We start from the raw sequence: 17,221 nt of genomic DNA, 5'->3' as shown, positions 1-17,221 counted from the left end.
GGTCTCCGCACCGGCCGCCTTTGGAGACTCACTCGCGGCCAGCCTCGCGCTGCTCCTCCCGCAAAGCGGGATTCACGACGCATCTCCGTGCTTCCGCTCTGCTCAGTGGTGTTCCTCGTAGCGGATGTCGATCTTGGCGGCGAAGGCTTGTTTCTTGGCGGCGCCCTGGAAACGGATGCTGTGGGTGAGTTCGTCGTAAACCCAGCCATTGGCGGAGTCGGGCTTCACTTCCTGGCCGTTCACGAGCACGCGCAGGCTCTTCTTGTAGAGGGTTGAGCCGGGCGGCACCGGGTCGAGGGCGACGGCGACGGTGTCGGCGATGCGGTCGCCGAGTTCGGCGAGCGGGGCGGAGAAGTCGCTGTTGATGTTCAGCACCGTGCCGCCGGTGAGCTCGGCCGCGCGGCGGTGCGAGACGTTGCCGGGCGAAACCACGGCGTGCATCTCGATCTTTCCGCGCTTGTTGCCCTTCACGATGATGAAGGGGCGCAACACCCAGTAGTTGATGTAGCCGTCGAGCGTCTGGCGCTTCTCGGGGTTGCGGGCGTTGAACTGGTTGAGGAGCTCGGGCAGCTTGCCGTTCTGGATCCACTCCGCCTCGCGCGTGCCTTCGGCCGTCGGCTTCGCCAATTCCTTCCAGACCGCCATGCGGGTCTCCTCCTCATCCATGAAATAGACCACGATGGTCGTGGCATCGGGGCGCAGGAACGCGTGCTCCTTGCTGTGGTATCGGGCGACGAAATTATACACCGACGTGAAGGCCGTGCGGTTGCTGTCGCCGTTGGTGCCGACCTTCACGAGCTCGGCGAACACGCCGTCGGGCGTCTGTGGCGTGACCCAGGGCTGCGGCAGCACGGGCAGCGTCACGAGCGAGCCGTTGCTGGCCACCTGCTTGGTGGCCGGTTTCGGCCGCTGCTTGCGGTCGAGCACGGGGTTGCCGGCGGCGTCGAGCTGCACGGAGCGGACCTTCTTGAAATACTGCCGGTCGCGGCGGCCGGCGTCGGCGTTGACGAAGTCGGTCGTGAGCACGCCGATGCGGTAGTCGAGGTCGCGCTCGTCGAAGAGCGAGCGGAAGCGCCGGAGGTTCTCGGCGATGCGCGCCTGGTGCTGGGCCATCGAGGGCGAGTTGTTGATCACGAACACGAGGTCCACCTCGCGGCTCTTGGTGCGGTCCGCGGTGATGTGCTTCGGCTCGCGGATGGGTTCGACGGAGACGATGACGACGTTCTCCATGCCGACGGCCGGGTTGTGCTCGTCGAAGGTGTAGTAGTTGAAGCGGTCCTCGCCGATGAAGCCGGGGTTCGGGTTGTAGGTCAGCTGGCCGGTGGCGCGGTCGAGGCGGGCCGTGCCGTGCTGCGGGCGGGCCTCCTCGGCCAGGACAAACGCGACCCGAGGGTCGGCGAGGGCGGCGCGGGCGTCCGCGGGCAGGAAGTTCGCATGACTGGGCACCTGGCGGGTGACGGACATGTTGGGCCGGGTGGTGATGGCGACGGCGTGCTCGGCGAGCGCGCGCTCGCGGGGCGCGGTGATGACCAGCGTTTCGAGCACGAGCGGAGCGGCGGGCTTCACCTCGATCACGACCCGGTTCTGGAAGACCAGGCCCGAGGTTTCGTTGCGCACGGTGTAGGTGAACGAGTCTTCGCCGACATAGGCCTCGCGCGGCTGGTAGGCGAAATAACCGAGACGACCGCTCTTGTTCTTGTAGAAATCCTCGTCGTCGCCGCCGGCCAGGCCGACGCGGCCGTGCAACGGCTCGACCGTGATCGTGTAAACCAGGTCGCCGCCGGTTTCGGGGCTGATGACCTCCTTGGCCACCGCGAGCTGGCCGTGCACGCCGGCGCCCTCGGCCACGAGCTTCATGGGGGTCGTCGAGACGATCACGTCGGCGGCGGTGTTCGCTGCGGCGAAGCCGGGCAGACCGGCCAGCAGGGACACCAGGCACAGGGTGCGCAGCCACGCGGGGAGGGAGAATTTCGAATGCTTGTTCATGGGAAGGAGGAGGTGTCGGACTCGCGGGGAGCAGTTCAACCGATGTCAGCGCGGGATGCACACCGATAAATGGTGCGCCCGCGCCGCGGTCCGGCGTCCTGACTACGAACAGCCGGCCGGCGATTAAGTTCCGTCCGCGGCGGAACTTGGGGGCGCCGGTCCGCGCGAGCCGCGGGGTTAACGGACTTTTTGCATCCGGGGAAACCATGCGGGGAGCGGCGCCGACAAAGAAGCCCGCGCCGGTCGGGCGCGGGCTGCGGGAGCAAATGGTGGAGGTGAGGGGAGTTGAACCCCTGTGCCCCGGGCCTTCGCGCACGGCATCTACCTTTATAGCGTTGGTTTGATCTCGCCGACCGGGGCGCTTCAACGCGCGCTCCCCGACCAGCCAACCGTGGTTGAAGATACGGCGGCGAGGTCACGATGGCCCTCACCGCTATTCCTGCTGTCGTCGTTCTCAGCCCCTAGCAGGAGTCAGAGTGAGAACGTGACGGGCATTAAGCCGCCATGAGCATTTCTTCGTTGTTGCCGTTTGTTTTTTCGAGGGTGGATTAAAGAGAGTCCCCCGACTCTCCAAAGGCAGCCGCGCACTCCAACCAAGGGTCGAATCCGGAACACCCCCAAAAGGGAAAGTAACAAGGATCAAGTCACAGGTGACAAGAGGACCGCTGACGTCGTGCGCCGTCAAAGAACAGGTCGGGTAACTTGCCCCCCGGCGTGGCAGAATGCAAGCACCGGGGCGCAGGGGTTCAACTCCCCTCACCACCACCGATCGGCTCGCCACCTGAGGGGTTGTGGTTGGCGAAAACCGCGCGATACTATCTGGCCAGCCGCAACCCCGCTTCCTTTGAAAACACGATTTTGCTCGGTCCTGCCCCTCCTGCTCGTCGTCCTCCTCGCCCCCGTCCGCGCGGCATCGGAGGGTGCGGCTACGGAGCCGCAGTGGGTGCCGCTGTTCAACGGCAAGGATCTGAGCGGCTTCAAGCGCGAGGGCGCGGCGGCGTTCTGGCGGATTGAGGACGGCGTGCTCGTCGGCGAAAACGATGCGGCCAAGACCGGGCACTATCTTTGGACGGAAAAGGCCTACGGCGACTTTGTCCTGGAGTTCGATGTGCGCTGGACCACGACCACGCCCCGTGGCGTGGACACGGGCATCGAGATGCGCCAGCCCCGCCTCCAGTTGCAGCTCGGCGTCTCGGGCAGCCTCCGCGTGGACATGACCGGCAGCTTCTACACCGGCGGCAAACCGGCCTATCCCGAGGCCGGCCAGGCCAAGACGGCGAAGGAGCTCATGCACCCCGAAGGCCAGTGGAACACGTTCCGGATTCAGGCGAAGGGCGACACCTTCACCTGCTGGATCAACGGCACCAAGGCCTCGGAATACACCGACCCCAAGTTCTCCGGCGCCGCCCCGCTCGGCCTCCAAATCCACGGCGGCGTGGAGATGAAGGTCGAGTTCCGCAACCTGCGCATCGCAGAGCAGTAAGGCGGTAGTTTTGGAGGGTCGGTCTCCGCAACGACCGGATTGGATGCGGCCGGAGCGGAGACCTGCCCTCCGTGCCGTAATTCGTGGTGGTGCGGGCGCCCTCCGCGCGTTCAGGAGTCGTTTCGACAGGCTCAAGGCCCGCCGGTTCGTAGAAACAGGCAACGGGCGCCACCCTGCGCTCCGTGTTCTCTGCGACCTCTGGGTTAAACCGGATTGGCTCCCACCTTACGGCATGAACACGAAGATCTCGCCCGCTTTCGTCGAACGGGTGGCAACCTTGCCCGCGTAGCGTAGGGTGACTTCGCCGCCGAGGGTGGAGAGGATCTCCGCCTTGGTCAGCTTGCCGTCCTTCCACGCGAGTTCCTTGATCTCGAAGCCACCGCGAGCGCGGAGGCCTTTCACGCTGCCGGTGGGCCAGGCCTTGGGCAGGGCGGGGAGGAACTGAAGCTGGCCGCCGTGTGACTGGAGCAGCATCTCGGCGATACCGGCGGTGCCGCCGAAGTTACCGTCGATCTGGAAGGGCGGGTGCGCATCGAAGAGGTTGGGGTAGGTCCGCTCGGGGCGGAGCAGGAGCCGCAAAATGTCCATCGCGCGTTCGCCCTCATGCAAGCGGGCCCAGAGGTTGATGCGCCAGCCGATGGCCCAGCCGGTGGCGTCGTCGCCGCGCAGCACCAGCGAGCGGCGGGCCGCCGCGGCGAATTCGGGATTCTTCAGGATGTCGATCTGGTCGCTGGGGTAGAGGGCGTAGAGGTGCGAGGTGTGGCGGTGGTGCTGCTCGGGGGCGCCGGCATCCCAGTCTTCCATCCATTCCTGCAGCTGGCCCTGCGCGCCGATCTTGTCGGGCGGGAATTTGGCGCGCGTGGCGATGAGCTTCGCGCGGAAGTCGGCGTCCACGCCGAGGATTTCCGACGACTTGATGCAGGCCATGAAGAGGTCGCGCAGGATCTGGTTGTCCATGGCGGGACCGGCCGCGATCGAAACACCCGGGCGGTGGGCATTCTCGGGGGAGTTGGACGGGCTGGTGACGAGGTGGTCGCCCGCGGGCACGAGCGCGTCGAGGAAGAACTGGGCCGAGCCCTTCATGAGCGGGTAGGCGCGGGCGAGGAAGTCGCGGTCGCCGGAGAACAGGTAATGCTCCCACAGATGGGTGCAAAGCCAGGCACCGCCCGTGGGCCACATGCCCCACATCGCGCCGTCGATCGGACCGGTCGCGCGCCAGAGGTCGGTGTTGTGGTGGGTCACCCAGCCGTTCGCGTTGTAATGGGCCTTCGCCATCTTCGCACCAGTCTCGCTCAGGTCGCGGATCATCCCGAACAGCGGTTCGGTGAGCTCGGCGAGGTTCGTGATCTCGGCCGGCCAATAGTTCATCTCGGTGTTGATGTTGATCGTGTATTTGCTGCCCCACGGCGGGGTGAGGCTGTCGTTCCAGATGCCCTGCAGGTTGGCGGGCTGCGTGCCGGGGCGGGAGCTGCTGATGAGGAGGTAGCGCCCGTATTGGAAAAAGAGCGTGGCCAGCGCCGGGTCGTCGCCGGTGGCGAAGCGGCGCACGCGCTCGTCGGTCGGCAAATCGGCGGCGGGGGTGCGGCCGAGGTCGAGCGACACGCGGCGGAAGAGGCGATGGTGTTCCGCGACGTGGGCGGCGAGCAGCTGGTCGTAGGTCTTGGCGGACGCGGTGGCGAGCGTGGCCCGGTTGAGGGCGTCGGGGTCGCCGCTCACATCGTCGTATTTCTTGAAGCTTGTGGCCGCGGCGATGAGCACGAGGGCGGAGCGCGCGCCGCTGACGTGCAGCTGTTGGCCGTCGGCGCGAAGATTGCCGCCGTCGGGGATGACCTTGATGCGGGCCTGGAACTTAAGCGCACCCGCGATGCCGGCGGAGGCGCCATTGCGGCCGTCGAGCAGAAGCGTGTCCTCGCCCTCGGTCTTGCTGGTGGCGTGCTGGTGGCTCGACGCGCCGAGCGTGAAGGTGAGGCGGCCCTGGTCGGGCCGGTTGGGTGCGGTGGCGGTGACGCGCATCACGATCACGTTGTCCACCGGGCTGGCGAAGACCTCGGAAAAACGAACCGTGCCCCAGGGGCCGTTGCCGATGGTGAGCCGCGTCGTGGCGACGGCGGTGTCGAGGTTGAGCTCGCGGTGGTAGGTCGCGGCGGGTTCGCCGCCGGAGAAGGTGAACATCAGGTCGCCGACGGTCTGATACGGCATCTGGGTCATCGGCTTCGCCATGAACTTCTGCTGCGTCAGCTTCTGGGCGGCCTCGTGGTCGCCCGCGGCGATGAGCCGGCGGATTTCCGGCAGGGCGGCGAGCGCCTCGGGGTTGGCGGGATCGTAGGGGCCGCCGGCCCACAGCGTATCCTCGTTCAGCTGGAGACGTTCCTGATGGATGCCGCCGAAGACCATGGCGCCGAGGCGGCCGTTGCCGACCGGCAGCGCCTCGACCCATTCGGCGGCGGGGCGTGTGTAGCGGAGCGTGAGATCGGGGTTGGCGACGGCGGTGACGAGCGACACGCACAGGCCGGCAATCAACGCGAAGAGACGGGGCGACGGGGTGAGACGCATGGCCTTTTGGAAACCAGAACGCCGCCAATTTCCAGCCCTCATCGCGCCGCCGGACAGAATTTCCATCTCTCCCCCGGGAATACCCGCGCCCAGGCTGGATGCGGCCTTGATGCTGGCTAGCCGGGACAGCCCCTGTTTCTCTGGCCGGAGTCATCCGAAGCATCCAACCCCTCCGCCCCATGTCCCTGTTTTGCGTCCGTGCGTTCACCTTGTTCGTCTTTCTCTGCGGCTTCGCCGTGACCGCCTCCGCCACCGTGCAACGCGCGGAGGTCCGCATCCGCGATCCGTTCGTGCTGCCCGATCCGGCCTCGCAGACCTACTACATCTACGGCACGACGACGTCGGGCATCTTCGACGGCAACATCGAGCGCAAGGCCGTGATGGTTTTCAAAACCAAGGATCTCGAAACCTGGGAGGATCCCGTGCCCGTGTGGGAAGTGCCCGCCGACCACTGGGGCCGCGAAACGGTGTGGGCGCCGGAGGTGCATGAGTATCGTGGGAAGTATTACCTCTTCGTAACCATCACGTCCAAGGACACGCTGCCGACGCCCGCCGGCCGTCCGCAGAATGTGAAGCGTGGCACCGAGATCCTCGTGGCCGATTCGCCGCTCGGGCCTTTCAAGCCGCTGGGGCGCGGCCCGCAGACCCCGCCCGACTGGATGGCACTCGACGGCAGCCTGTGGGTCGAGGACGGCGTGCCCTACATGGTCTTCTGTCACGAATGGGCGCAAATCACCGACGGCAGTTTCGATATCGTGCGTCTCAGCGACGATCTCGCAAAAGCCGTCGGCGAGCCGAAGTTCCTTTTCTCGGCCTCCGAGGGCCCGTGGGTGCGCTGTCGCGGCGACATCGGCGAACTCTACCAGGGCAAGCGCTACCACGCCTACGTGAGCGACGGCAACTGGCTGCACCGCACCAAGGACGGCACGCTGCTCATGCTCTGGTCGAGCTACGGGCCGAGCAAATACGCCGTCGGCCTCGCGCGCTCGAAGAGCGGCAGCGTGTTTGGTCCGTGGGAGCAGCAGGCCGAACCGCTCTGGACCGACGACGGCGGGCACCCGATGCTGTTCAACACCTTCGACGGCCGCCTCGTGATGGTGATCCACCAGCCCAACCGCCGCGTCGAGCGCGCCCGGTTCTTCGAGGTTGAGGACCTCGGCTCCACGCTGCGGCTGAAGGGGGAGTTGAAGCCTTGATGTAGGGGCGCGCCTTGTGCGCACCCGCGGGCGTGGACAAGCCACGCCCCTACAAAAGCCCCCACGTTACGGTCCCCTTTTCCGTCGCTCGAAATTTCCGTCTCACAGCCAACACTCTCCCGCCCATGAAGCGCCTTACCCCCGCCTGTCTGCTCGCCGCTGCTTTCACCGCCTCCGTTTTCGCCGCCGCGCCGCGCACACTCACGGTGGATCTCGCCGCCCCAGCCAAGCCCATCAGCCCGGAACTTTTCGGCATCTTCTTCGAGGACCTCAACTACGCGGCCGACGGCGGACTCTACGCCGAACTGATCCAGAACCGCTCCTTCGAATACAGCCCGACCGAGCAGGCCAAGTGGGGACCGTTCTCCTTCTGGGACCTCGTCAAGACCGGCGAGGGCGAGGGCCACCTTGGACTCGGCAACTCGCGGCCGGTCCACGTCAACAATCCCCACTACCTCATCCTCACCGTCACCAAGCCCGGCACCGGCGTCGGGCTCGCCAACCGCGGTTTCGACCAACTGCCACTCGAGGCGGGCAAGGCCTACGAGGCGTCGTTTTGGGCCTACCAGGCCTACATGGGCATCATGTGGGGCCCGGGTGACCAGTCGAAGCCGATGCCCGTGACCGTCCGTCTCGAGGCCAAGGACGGCAGCGTGCTCGCCGAGGCGAAGTTCACGGTCTCCGGCCGCGCGTGGACCAAGCACACCGCCACGCTCACGCCGTCGCGCTCCGACCCCGAGGCGCGCTTTGTCCTTCTCGCGCACGACCAGGGCGGGCTCGCCCTCGACATGGTTTCGCTGCTGCCGCGCGACACGTTCAAGGGACGCGCCAACGGCCTGCGCCGCGACCTCGCGCAGACCATCGCCGACCTGAAGCCGCGTTTCGTACGCTTCCCCGGCGGCTGCCTCGTGCACGGCACGGGCATCCACGCCTACTACGACTGGAAGGACACCGTCGGTCCGGTCGAGCAGCGCCGCGCCGCGCGCAACTCCTGGGGTTATCACCAGACGATGGGCCTCGGGTATTTCGAATACTTCCAGTTCTGCGCGGACATCGGCGCGATTCCGTTGCCCGTCGTGACCGCCGGCGTGTGCTGCCAGCACGCGGGCCACTCGCCGGGCCGCGGCCAGGAGGGCCTGCCGCTGGAGCAGATGCCCGCCTACATTCAGGACGTGCTCGACCTCATCGAGTGGGCCAACGGCCCGGCCACCTCGCAGTGGGGCGCGGTGCGCGCCGCCGCCGGCCATCCGGAGCCCTTCGGCCTGAAATATCTCGGCGTTGGCAACGAGGACGCCATCACGCCCGACTTCAAGGAGCGCTTCGCGATGATCAACGCCGTGCTTAAGGAAAAGCATCCGGAGATCACCGTCATCGGCACCTCCGGGCCCTTCGCGAGCGGCGAGGATTTCGACCAAGGCTGGGCCTTTGCCCGCGAGCTGAACCTCGCGCTGGTGGACGAGCATTACTACGTCCCGCCGCAGTGGATGTGGGACAACCTCGCCCGCTACGACCACTACGACCGCAAGGGCCCTAAGGTTTATCTCGGCGAATACGCCGCGCACGAGAAGGACCGCCGCAACACCCTGCGCACCGCCATCGCCGAGGCCGCGCACCTCACCAGCCTCGAGCGCAACGGCGATGTCGTCTTGCTCGCCTCCTACGCGCCGCTGCTCGCCCGCCGCCAGCATACACAGTGGCATCCCGACATGATTTACTTCAACGCCACCGAGGTCTTCCCGAGCCTGAACTACACCGTGCAAAAGCTCTTCGGCCACAACATGGGCGACGCCGCCCTGCCGGTGGCGCTCGAAGCCGGTCCCGCGGGCGCGAAGCTCACCGCCTCCGCCGTGCGCGACAGCGTGAGCGGCGATCTCATCGTGAAGATCGTCAACGGCGAGGCCACCGCCCAGCCCGTTGCGCTCAAGCTCGCCGGCGCAAAGAAACTGCCCGCCACCGCACAGCGCACCGTCTTCGGCGGCGCCGATGCCGACGTCGTCAACACCGACGGCGCCCCGCCGGCCGTCGCCCCCGTCACGGAGACCGTGCCGCTCTCCGCCGACTTCACCTACGAAGCCCCCGCCAACTCGCTCACGATCTTCCGCATCTCAAACCTGTAACCTGTAGGGCGGGGTCTCCGAACCCCGCCTTTGGAGCCTGCATATTTCACATGCAGCAATGCCCACTCTACACACCCCGTCGCTTCGCGCCACCCCTCTACATAGAGGGGACCCGCACTTTCGCAGCGAAAAAATCCCCTCTTGAGAGGGGTGCCCGCAGGGCGGGGTGTGGTGAAAACCTCCGTCGGCCTATCAAATATTCGATATAGGCGGGGTTCGGAGACCCCGCCCTACAACAATCTCCCTTCTCCCATGCTTCGCCTCCTCGCCACCCTCACACTCGCCTTCACGCTCTCCTCCTCGGCGCTCGCCGAGGCTTCCTGGACCGCCGACAACGGCAACGGCACCTACACGAACCCGCTGTTCTACGACGAGTTCTCCGATCCCGACCTGATCCGCGTGGGCGAGGACTTCTACCTCGCGGGCACCACGATGCACGCGATGCCCGGCCTCGTGGTCCTGCACTCCAAGGACCTCGTGAACTGGAAATTTCTGAGCTACGCCTTCGACCGCCTCGAACTCGGACCCGATTTCAACCTCGAGGGCGGCAAGGAGGCCTACGGCCAGGGCATCTGGGCGCCGTGCATTCGCTACCACGACGGGAAGTTTTACCTCTTCTCCAACGTCAATGGCCACAGCCTGCAGGTCTTCACCGCCACCAACCCCGCCGGCCCGTGGGCGCACCGCTCCATCAAAACCGGCATCCACGACCTGTCCGTGCTGTTCGACGACGACGGACGCATCTACGCGGTTTACGGGTATGACGAGGTGAAGGTCATCGAGTTCAAGCCCGACCTCAGCGGCTTCATCGAGGGCAGCGAGCGCGTCGTCATCTCGCGCGGCCACGCGATGGGCGAGGGTCACCACATCTACAAGATCAAGGGCAAGTATTTCATCATCAGCGCCAACTACGCGCCCACCGGCCGCATGCAGGCCGCGCGCGCCGACCGCGTGCATGGGCCCTACGAGACCGCCGTTATTGCCGCCAAGGAAACCCTCGGCACCCAGCGCGGCTGGCTGCTTAATCCCATCGGCCTCGGCATGAAGGTGCCGGAACCCGGCGACACCTTCAAACTCACGCCTCCCGGCGGCAACCAGCACGGCGCCGTGCCGTTGCACCAAGGCGGCCTCGTGGACCTGCCCAACGGCGACTGGTGGGGCTTCTCGATGATGGATTTCCGTTCTGTCGGCCGCACCACCGCGCTCTCGCCCGTCACGTGGCAGGACGGGTGGCCGTATTTCGGCCTGCCCAGCAACCTCGGCCGCACCCCGCGCACGTGGACCAAGCCCGCCGTCAGCGCGAAGGTCGAACCACACGCACCTTATCAGCGCAGCGACGACTTCACCGCCCCGAAGCTGCTGCCCGTCTGGCAATGGAACCACAACCCGGTGAACGCGAAATGGTCGCTCACCGCCCAGCCCGGCGCGCTTCGCCTGCACACGCTGCCCGCCTCGCAGTTCCTCTGGGCGAAAAACACGCTCACGCAGCGCGTCATCGGTCCGGTGTCCGTGGCCACCGCCGAGCTCGACGCCTCCGGCCTGCGTCCCGGCGACACCGCCGGTCTCGCATTGGTCAACATGCCTTTCGCCACGCTCGGCGTCGTGCGCACCGACGCGGGCCACGTGCTGCGCTTCTACGAGCAGTTGAAGAACGAAACCATCGAGCAACCGCTCGCCGCACCTCGTGTTTGGCTGCGCGCCACCGGCGATTACGACGAGGACTTCGCGCGCTTCAGCTACAGCATCGATGGGAAGACCTTCACCGAAATCGGCGGCCTGATCCGCCTGCCGTATCAGCTGAAGACCTTCCAGGGCACGCGCCTCGGGCTCTTCGCGTTCAACACCGCGGGCCAGGAGGGCGGCCACGCCGACTTCGCGAGCTTCACGGTGGAAGAGCCGCTCGCCGACCGCTCGCAGAACATCCCGCTTGGCAAGGTCGTCACGTTTACGAACCTCGCCCACGGCAGCGTCGTCTGGGCCAACCCGCACGGCATGCTGCACTCCGCGCAACCCGGCTCGAAGCCGGCGAGCGGCGCGCAGGCGCGCTTCCGGGTGCACGATCGCGGCCAAGGCCGCGTCGCGCTCGAAGTGATGGACGGCAGCGGCTGGCTCACCGTCGTCGGCGCCGGCCTCTCCGCCGACGTGCGCCCGATGAAGCAGGAATCCGCGGCCAGCCTGTTCATGTGGCAGGACATGCTGCGCGACCGCCAGTGCATGCTGCTCTCACTGAAGACGAATCGTTTCGTCGGCCTCGACCCCACCACCGGCGAGCCCTACGGCGCCGACTGGCCCGGCACGTCGCCGACCCGCAAGGACGGCACCGTGCTCGTCTGGACCGAAGCCGCAGCAGAGTAAGCCCGCCCCCGGGATTCCGTCCAAAGTGATAGCAACGCACAGTTCGAACGCGGTCGTTTGTGGCGGTTGAGTTATTTGCCGTTTGCCCCACCCCATGACCGCCATCCTGAAATCTGCCGCGCAGATATGCCCCCCTGCATGAAGAAACGCGCCGTCGTCGCGTGTTGGGTTTATTTGCTCCTCGCCCTTTCCGGCTTTGCTGCCGGGTCGCGCGTGCGCGTGCTGCTCGTGGACGGCTACAGCAACCACGACTGGCAGCTCACCACCGCGCTCATCCGCGGCATCTTGGAACCGACGTGCTTGTTCGACGTGAGCGTCTCGACCGCGCCGCCCACAAAGGACGCGCCGGGCTGGGACGCGTGGCGGCCCAAGTTTTCCGATTACGATGTCGTCATCCAGACCTGCAACGATCTCGGCGGCGGCCCGCGTTGGCCGCGCGCGGTGGAGGAGGATTTTGAAAACTACGTGCGCCAGGGCGGCGGCGTTTATGTGTGGCACGCGGGCAACAACGCCTTCGCCGGCTGGCCCGCCTACAACGAGATGATCGGCCTCGGCTGGCGGAAACGCGACTTCGGCTGGGCGCTCGCGGTCGGGCCGGATGGGAAAGTCGTGCGCATTCCGGCGGGGGAAGGCGGCGACACCGGCCACGGCGCCCGCCTTGATACGGTCGTGAAACGCCTCGGCGACCACCCGATCCATGCCGGCCTGCCCCGCGAATGGCTCACGCCCGACATCGAGGTCTATTACTTCGCGCGCGGTCCGGCGCAGAACCTCGAGGTGCTGTCCCACGGCCATGACCCGCGCACGCAGCAGTCGTGGCCGCTCGAGTGGACCGTTGCCTACGGGAAGGGCCGCGTCTATACTTCGACCTTTGGCCACGTGTGGAAGGGCGACACGCAGCCTGCGCGCATGCGGTGCGCCGGCCTGCAGACCGTGGTGGTCCGCGCGCTCCAGTGGCTCGCCGGCCGCACCCCCGATTTCCCCGTGCCGGCGGATTTTCCCACGGCGGAAAAAATCTCCGTCCGCGGCGAGATCTCGTTGCCGCCGCCCGTGGTCGCGCCGTTGCAGACCGAGTTTGTCTATGAGGCGGTCGTGTCCATCGACGCGCCGGTGAACGTCGGCCCGACGCCGCGCGGCGGCCGGCTCTACATTCCCATCACCGGCGGCACGTTCGCCGGCCCGAGGCTGCGCGGCACGATTCTGCCCGGCGGGGCCGACTGGCAGACGATCCGGCCCGACGGCGTGGTCGAGGCCGACGCGCTTTATTCGGTGCGCGCCGAAGACGGCACCGTCATCATTGTGCGCAACCAGGGTGTCATCGCCGCCGGCGGCGCCTACATGCGCACGGCCTTGCGCTTCGAGGCGCCGGACGGCCCGCACGCCTGGCTCAACCAGTCGCAGTTCGTCAGCTCCATCGCCGGCGGACCGCGCGCGGGCACCGTCATCATCCGCGTGTTTCGCGTCCTCTGATTTTTTCCATGAAAACCTCGCTCTGCCGCCTGCTGCTGGCCGGTTTGCTCCTCGCGGGCGCCGTCGCCCGCGCCCAAGACAAGAATTTCCACGTGTTCCTCTGCCTCGGGCAGTCGAACATGGAAGGCTTCCCCGGTATTCCCGCCGAGGAAAAGTCCTACGCGGAACCCCGTTTCCAGGTGCTGGCCGCGGTGGATTTCCCTGCGCTGGGTCGCGAGCAGGGCAAATGGTATCCGGCCGTGCCGCCGCTCTGCCGCCCGAATTCCGGCATGAGCCCGGCGGATTATTTCGGCCGCACGCTCGTGGCCGCGCTGCCCGCGGATCATCGCGTCGGCGTGGTCAACGTCTCGGTCGGCGGTTGCAAGATCGAACTCTTCAACCCGGAGGCTTTTCCCGAATACATCCCCAACGCGCCCGCGTGGATGAAGGGCGCGCTCAACGCCTACGCCGGCAATCCCTACCAGCGCCTCGTGGACATGGCGCGCGTCGCCCAGCAGTCGGGCGTCATCCGCGGCATTCTCCTGCACCAGGGCGAGTCCAACGTCGGCGACCCCGCGTGGTCCACCAAGGTGAAGGCGGTCTATGAAAAGCTGCTCGCCGACCTCGGCCTGAACGCCGCGGAGGTGCCGCTGCTCGTGGGCGGCCTGGTGCCCGCCGACCAGCAGGGCAAATGCGCAAGCATGAACCCCGTCATCGCCGACCTGCCCAAGCTCATCCCGACCGCGCACTTCGTTTCCTCCGACGGTTGTGAAGCGGTCGGCGACAAGCTGCACTTCAGCCCCGCGGGTTACCGCGAGCTCGGCCGGCGCTACGCGGAGAAGATGCGGCCGCTTCTGCGTGTCGCCGTGCCAGCACGCTGATTCGAGGGAGACCCCGCGTCTTAGCGGGCGGGCACGCCGTAAGGCCAGCCCTCCAGTGCTTGGAGCAATGAGCGAAAGCCCCGGCGCGAACGTCCCGCAGCGTGTCTCGCGCCCAGGGTCGATGTCATCCAAGTCGGCCTGATCCCAACCCCTGCCCACCATTTCCATCGGTTCGGCTTTTCCGCCGCCCGCACACCACAACTCCACCCGCCAATGTTCGTAATACGAACATTGGGCCGGGTGTCCCAGAGTAACGTTCCCCGACCAATGTTCGTATTACGAACATTCGCCGGGTTGCTCGGTGGGAGCACGAACCGGGCTACCTTACGCCGGAAGCGGCGATCTTGGAGACGCCATTATTTTACGCGGCGGCGACCGGCTCCACGTTTCGATGCGGCGCGATTTTCACCGTGATGCCTTCCCTCAGTTCACTGAACGGTAATCCTGCGCGCCGGTTTGCCGCCCGCGGATTAAAATCCTATGCCTGCTCCCAGTCTTTTGCAGGTCCGCCCGCAGCAAATTCCCTAGCTTTGCCCCGCGGTCGGTCAGCCTTCCCCTGCGTTCATCGCAAACTGCAAACCCGCCCCCCAACCCCGCCATGTCCATGCCCGCCTCGTTCCTGAAACTGGCCAGAGCCTCCGCGCTGGCCGCTTTGCTCACCCTCGCCGTGTCCGCCTTTGCGCAGGACGGCACCATCTACCCGCTGGATCCCATTCCGGAGCCGAACGCCATCGTGCTCGGCACGGGCGGCGTCGAGAACCAACCGGCCTCCGAAAGCTGGTTCCGCCAGTGGGGCGAACCGATGGTGCGCAACGTCACCACCGCCACGCTCACGCCCTATCTGCCCGATCCGGCCAAGGCCAACGGCACCGCCGTCATCGTGGCGCCCGGCGGCGGCTTCCGCTGGCTGTCCATCAACAACGAGGGCTGGAAGATCGCGAAGGCCCTCAACGACCGGGGCGTCGCCGCCTTCGTGCTCAAGTATCGCCTCATCCCAACTCCGCCCACGATCGAGGGCCTCCAGCAATCCATGAACCGCACCTTCGCCGCCGTGACCCCGCCCGCCGGGGGGGCCGCCGGCGGAGCGGCTCCGGCCGCGGCCGAGCCCCCGCGGCCGCCGCGCCCGGACCTCACCAACCAGCTGGCCGACGCCGAGGCCGCCTATGCGCTCATTCTTTCCCGCGCCAAGGAGTGGGGCGTGGACACCAGCCGCATCGGCATGATGGGTTTCTCCGCCGGCGCGGGGCTGACGATGCACTGCACGCTCAATTCCAAGACCATGAAGCTGGCCTTCATCGCCCCGATCTACGGCGGCATGGGCCCGGTCGAGGTGCCGAAAGATGCCCCGCCGTTGTTCGTGGCCATTGCCGCCAACGACTTCCTCTTCAACGGCCAGTTCGGCCTGATCAAGTCGTGGTATGACGCCAAGAAGCCGGTGGAATTCCATCTCTATCAGGACGGCGGCCACGGCTTCGGCATGGGTTATCCCGGTCATCCCACCTACTACTGGTTCGAACCCTTCACCCACTGGCTCGACCACAACGGCTTCCTGAAGGCACAAGCGGCCAAGTGATTTCGTTGTAGGGTGGGATCTCCGAACCCCACCCTACAGCTTCTACCCCATGAAAAAATCCGCCCTCCTGCTCGGCTCCTTCCTGATGACCGGAGTGCTCCTCGGCCGCCTCTCGGCCGGTGAGCCCGCTCTTATCAAGATCGACCTCGACCGCACCATCAGCGCGATCGACCCCAACATCTACGGCAGCTTCCTCGAGCCGCTCTCCCGCGGCGATCGCCCCGACATCGTCTATGGCCCGCTGTATGATCCGGCCTCGCCGCACTCCGACGAGAACGGCTTCCGCAAGGAATATCTGCAGCAGATCAAGGAGCTGAAGGTCACGGCCGTCCGCTGGCCCGGCGGCAATTTCGTGTCGGGTTACAACTGGATGGACGGCATCGGCCCGAAGGCCGCCCGCCCGGTCTCGCTCGACCTGTCGCGCACGCGCAAGGAATCGAACCAGATGGGCACCGACGAGTATGTGGCCTTTTGCAACCTGGTCGGGGCGGAGAATTTTATCTGCATCAACGCCGGCACCGGCACGATCGACGAGGCCGCGCGCTGGGTGGAGTATTGCAACGCGCCGGCCGGCACGCGCTACGCCGACCTGCGCGTGAAGCACGGCCACCCCGAGCCCTTCAAGGTGAAATACTGGGCCCTCGGCAACGAACCCGACGGTCCGTGGCAGCTCGGCTACAAGAACAAGGAGGACTACACGAAGTTCGCCATCGAGGCCGCCAAGATGATGAGCGCGGTGGACAAGGATATCAAACTGGTCGCCGCCGGCTCGTCGAACTACCCGCTCGTCACGAAACGCTACGACCCCAAGGACGGCTGGACCGACTGGAACGACTACGTGCTCGATCAGATGGCCGGTTACGTGGACTACATTTCCCTGCACCGATACGTGTTCCAGGTCCTGCGCGGCATCGAGAAACCGACCTTCGCCGACGAGATGTCCCTCGGCATGGAGATCGACCGGATCATCCAGGTCACGAAGGGCCAGATTCAGAAGGCCATGGTCAAATCCGAGACGGACCGGCCGATCTACATCTCGTTCGACGAATACGGGGCACGGGGCAACACCCTCGCCGGCCCGTTGCTGCTGGCCCAGCACCTGAACGCCTTCATCCGCCACGCCGACATCGTCAAGATGGCCAACCTCACCTTCCTGACCAGCCTCACCGGCATCACCCCTGAGGGCGGCTACAAGACCTCGCTTTACTATCCGTTCTTCCTCTACTCGAACCACTGCCGCGGCACCGCGCTCGACGTCCACCTGCGCTGCGCCACTTACAGCAACAAGGCGTTCAAGGACATTCCCACGCTCGACGTCACCGCCGTGCTCAATGCGGCCGACGGCAAGCTGCTGGTCAACGTGGTGAACCGCAGCGAGACCGACGCCATCGCCGCCGACGTCGAGCTCCAGTCCGGCGCCTACACCGGCAAGGGCCGCGTGCACCTCATCAACGCCGATTCCACCGCCGCCACCAACACCGCCACCGCGGAGCAGGTGCGCACCGTCACCACCGACCTCGCGTTCACCGGCAACCGCCTCGCCCACACCTTCCCGGCGCATTCCTTCACCCAGTTGGAGATCGCCCTGAAGCAATAAGTGTAGGGTCGGCCCTTGGGTCGACCTCCGC

Annotated in this window: 10 protein-coding genes and 1 other RNA gene; 8 read left to right on the top strand and 3 right to left on the bottom strand. The window is 66.4% G+C overall.

The window, feature by feature from the left end:
• Positions 1 to 102 precede the first annotated feature (102 nt).
• Together ESB00_RS19255 and ssrA are read right to left on the bottom strand one after the other, a co-directional pair.
• Positions 103 to 1,986, bottom strand: a complete 1,884-nt coding sequence (locus ESB00_RS19255) for an Ig-like domain-containing protein (protein WP_129049855.1) — start codon at positions 1,984 to 1,986, stop codon at positions 103 to 105.
• 267 nt (positions 1,987 to 2,253) lie between these two features.
• Positions 2,254 to 2,605, bottom strand: a transfer-messenger RNA (tmRNA) gene (gene ssrA, locus ESB00_RS19250).
• A gap of 225 nt (positions 2,606 to 2,830) precedes the next feature.
• Between ssrA and ESB00_RS19245 the strand changes: the two genes are divergently transcribed.
• Positions 2,831 to 3,469 (top strand): 3-keto-disaccharide hydrolase, encoded by a 639-nt coding sequence (locus ESB00_RS19245; RefSeq protein ID WP_164976328.1) that lies wholly within the window; start codon positions 2,831 to 2,833, stop codon positions 3,467 to 3,469.
• A 225-nt stretch (positions 3,470 to 3,694) separates the two neighbouring features.
• On the opposite strand, the gene ESB00_RS19240 is transcribed toward ESB00_RS19245, so the two are convergent.
• Positions 3,695 to 6,022 carry a glycoside hydrolase family 95 protein gene (locus ESB00_RS19240; RefSeq protein WP_129049853.1) on the bottom strand — a complete coding sequence of 776 codons (2,328 nt, stop codon included), beginning with the start codon at positions 6,020 to 6,022 and terminating at the stop codon, positions 3,695 to 3,697.
• 179 nt (positions 6,023 to 6,201) lie between these two features.
• On the opposite strand from ESB00_RS19240, the gene ESB00_RS19235 reads away from it, so the two are divergent.
• The 7 genes from ESB00_RS19235 (at position 6,202) to ESB00_RS19205 (ending at position 17,190) form a co-directional block, all read left to right on the top strand.
• Positions 6,202 to 7,218, top strand: a complete 1,017-nt coding sequence (locus ESB00_RS19235; protein WP_129049852.1) for a glycoside hydrolase family 43 protein — start codon at positions 6,202 to 6,204, stop codon at positions 7,216 to 7,218.
• Between the two features lie 125 nt (positions 7,219 to 7,343).
• Positions 7,344 to 9,335 (top strand): alpha-L-arabinofuranosidase C-terminal domain-containing protein, encoded by a 1,992-nt coding sequence (locus tag ESB00_RS19230; protein ID WP_129049851.1) that lies wholly within the window; start codon positions 7,344 to 7,346, stop codon positions 9,333 to 9,335.
• 252 nt (positions 9,336 to 9,587) lie between these two features.
• Positions 9,588 to 11,690 carry a glycoside hydrolase family 43 protein gene (locus ESB00_RS19225; protein ID WP_129049850.1) on the top strand — a complete coding sequence of 701 codons (2,103 nt, stop codon included), beginning with the start codon at positions 9,588 to 9,590 and terminating at the stop codon, positions 11,688 to 11,690.
• Positions 11,691 to 11,828: 138 nt separating this feature from the next.
• Positions 11,829 to 13,160 (top strand): DUF3237 family protein, encoded by a 1,332-nt coding sequence (locus ESB00_RS19220; protein ID WP_164976327.1) that lies wholly within the window; start codon positions 11,829 to 11,831, stop codon positions 13,158 to 13,160.
• A gap of 8 nt (positions 13,161 to 13,168) precedes the next feature.
• Positions 13,169 to 14,020, top strand: coding sequence for a sialate O-acetylesterase (locus ESB00_RS19215; protein ID WP_129049848.1), 852 nt, complete (start codon positions 13,169 to 13,171; stop codon positions 14,018 to 14,020).
• Positions 14,021 to 14,624: 604 nt separating this feature from the next.
• Complete coding sequence (locus ESB00_RS19210) at positions 14,625 to 15,593, top strand: alpha/beta hydrolase (RefSeq protein WP_425465758.1); 969 nt, start codon at positions 14,625 to 14,627, stop codon at positions 15,591 to 15,593.
• A 49-nt stretch (positions 15,594 to 15,642) separates the two neighbouring features.
• Positions 15,643 to 17,190, top strand: a complete 1,548-nt coding sequence (locus tag ESB00_RS19205) for an alpha-L-arabinofuranosidase C-terminal domain-containing protein (protein ID WP_129049846.1) — start codon at positions 15,643 to 15,645, stop codon at positions 17,188 to 17,190.
• Positions 17,191 to 17,221 lie beyond the last annotated feature (31 nt).

The organism is Oleiharenicola lentus (genome assembly GCF_004118375.1).
Taxonomy (GTDB): Bacteria; Verrucomicrobiota; Verrucomicrobiia; order Opitutales; family Opitutaceae; genus Lacunisphaera; species Lacunisphaera lenta.
This window is presented reverse-complemented; position numbering and strand designations above follow the sequence as displayed.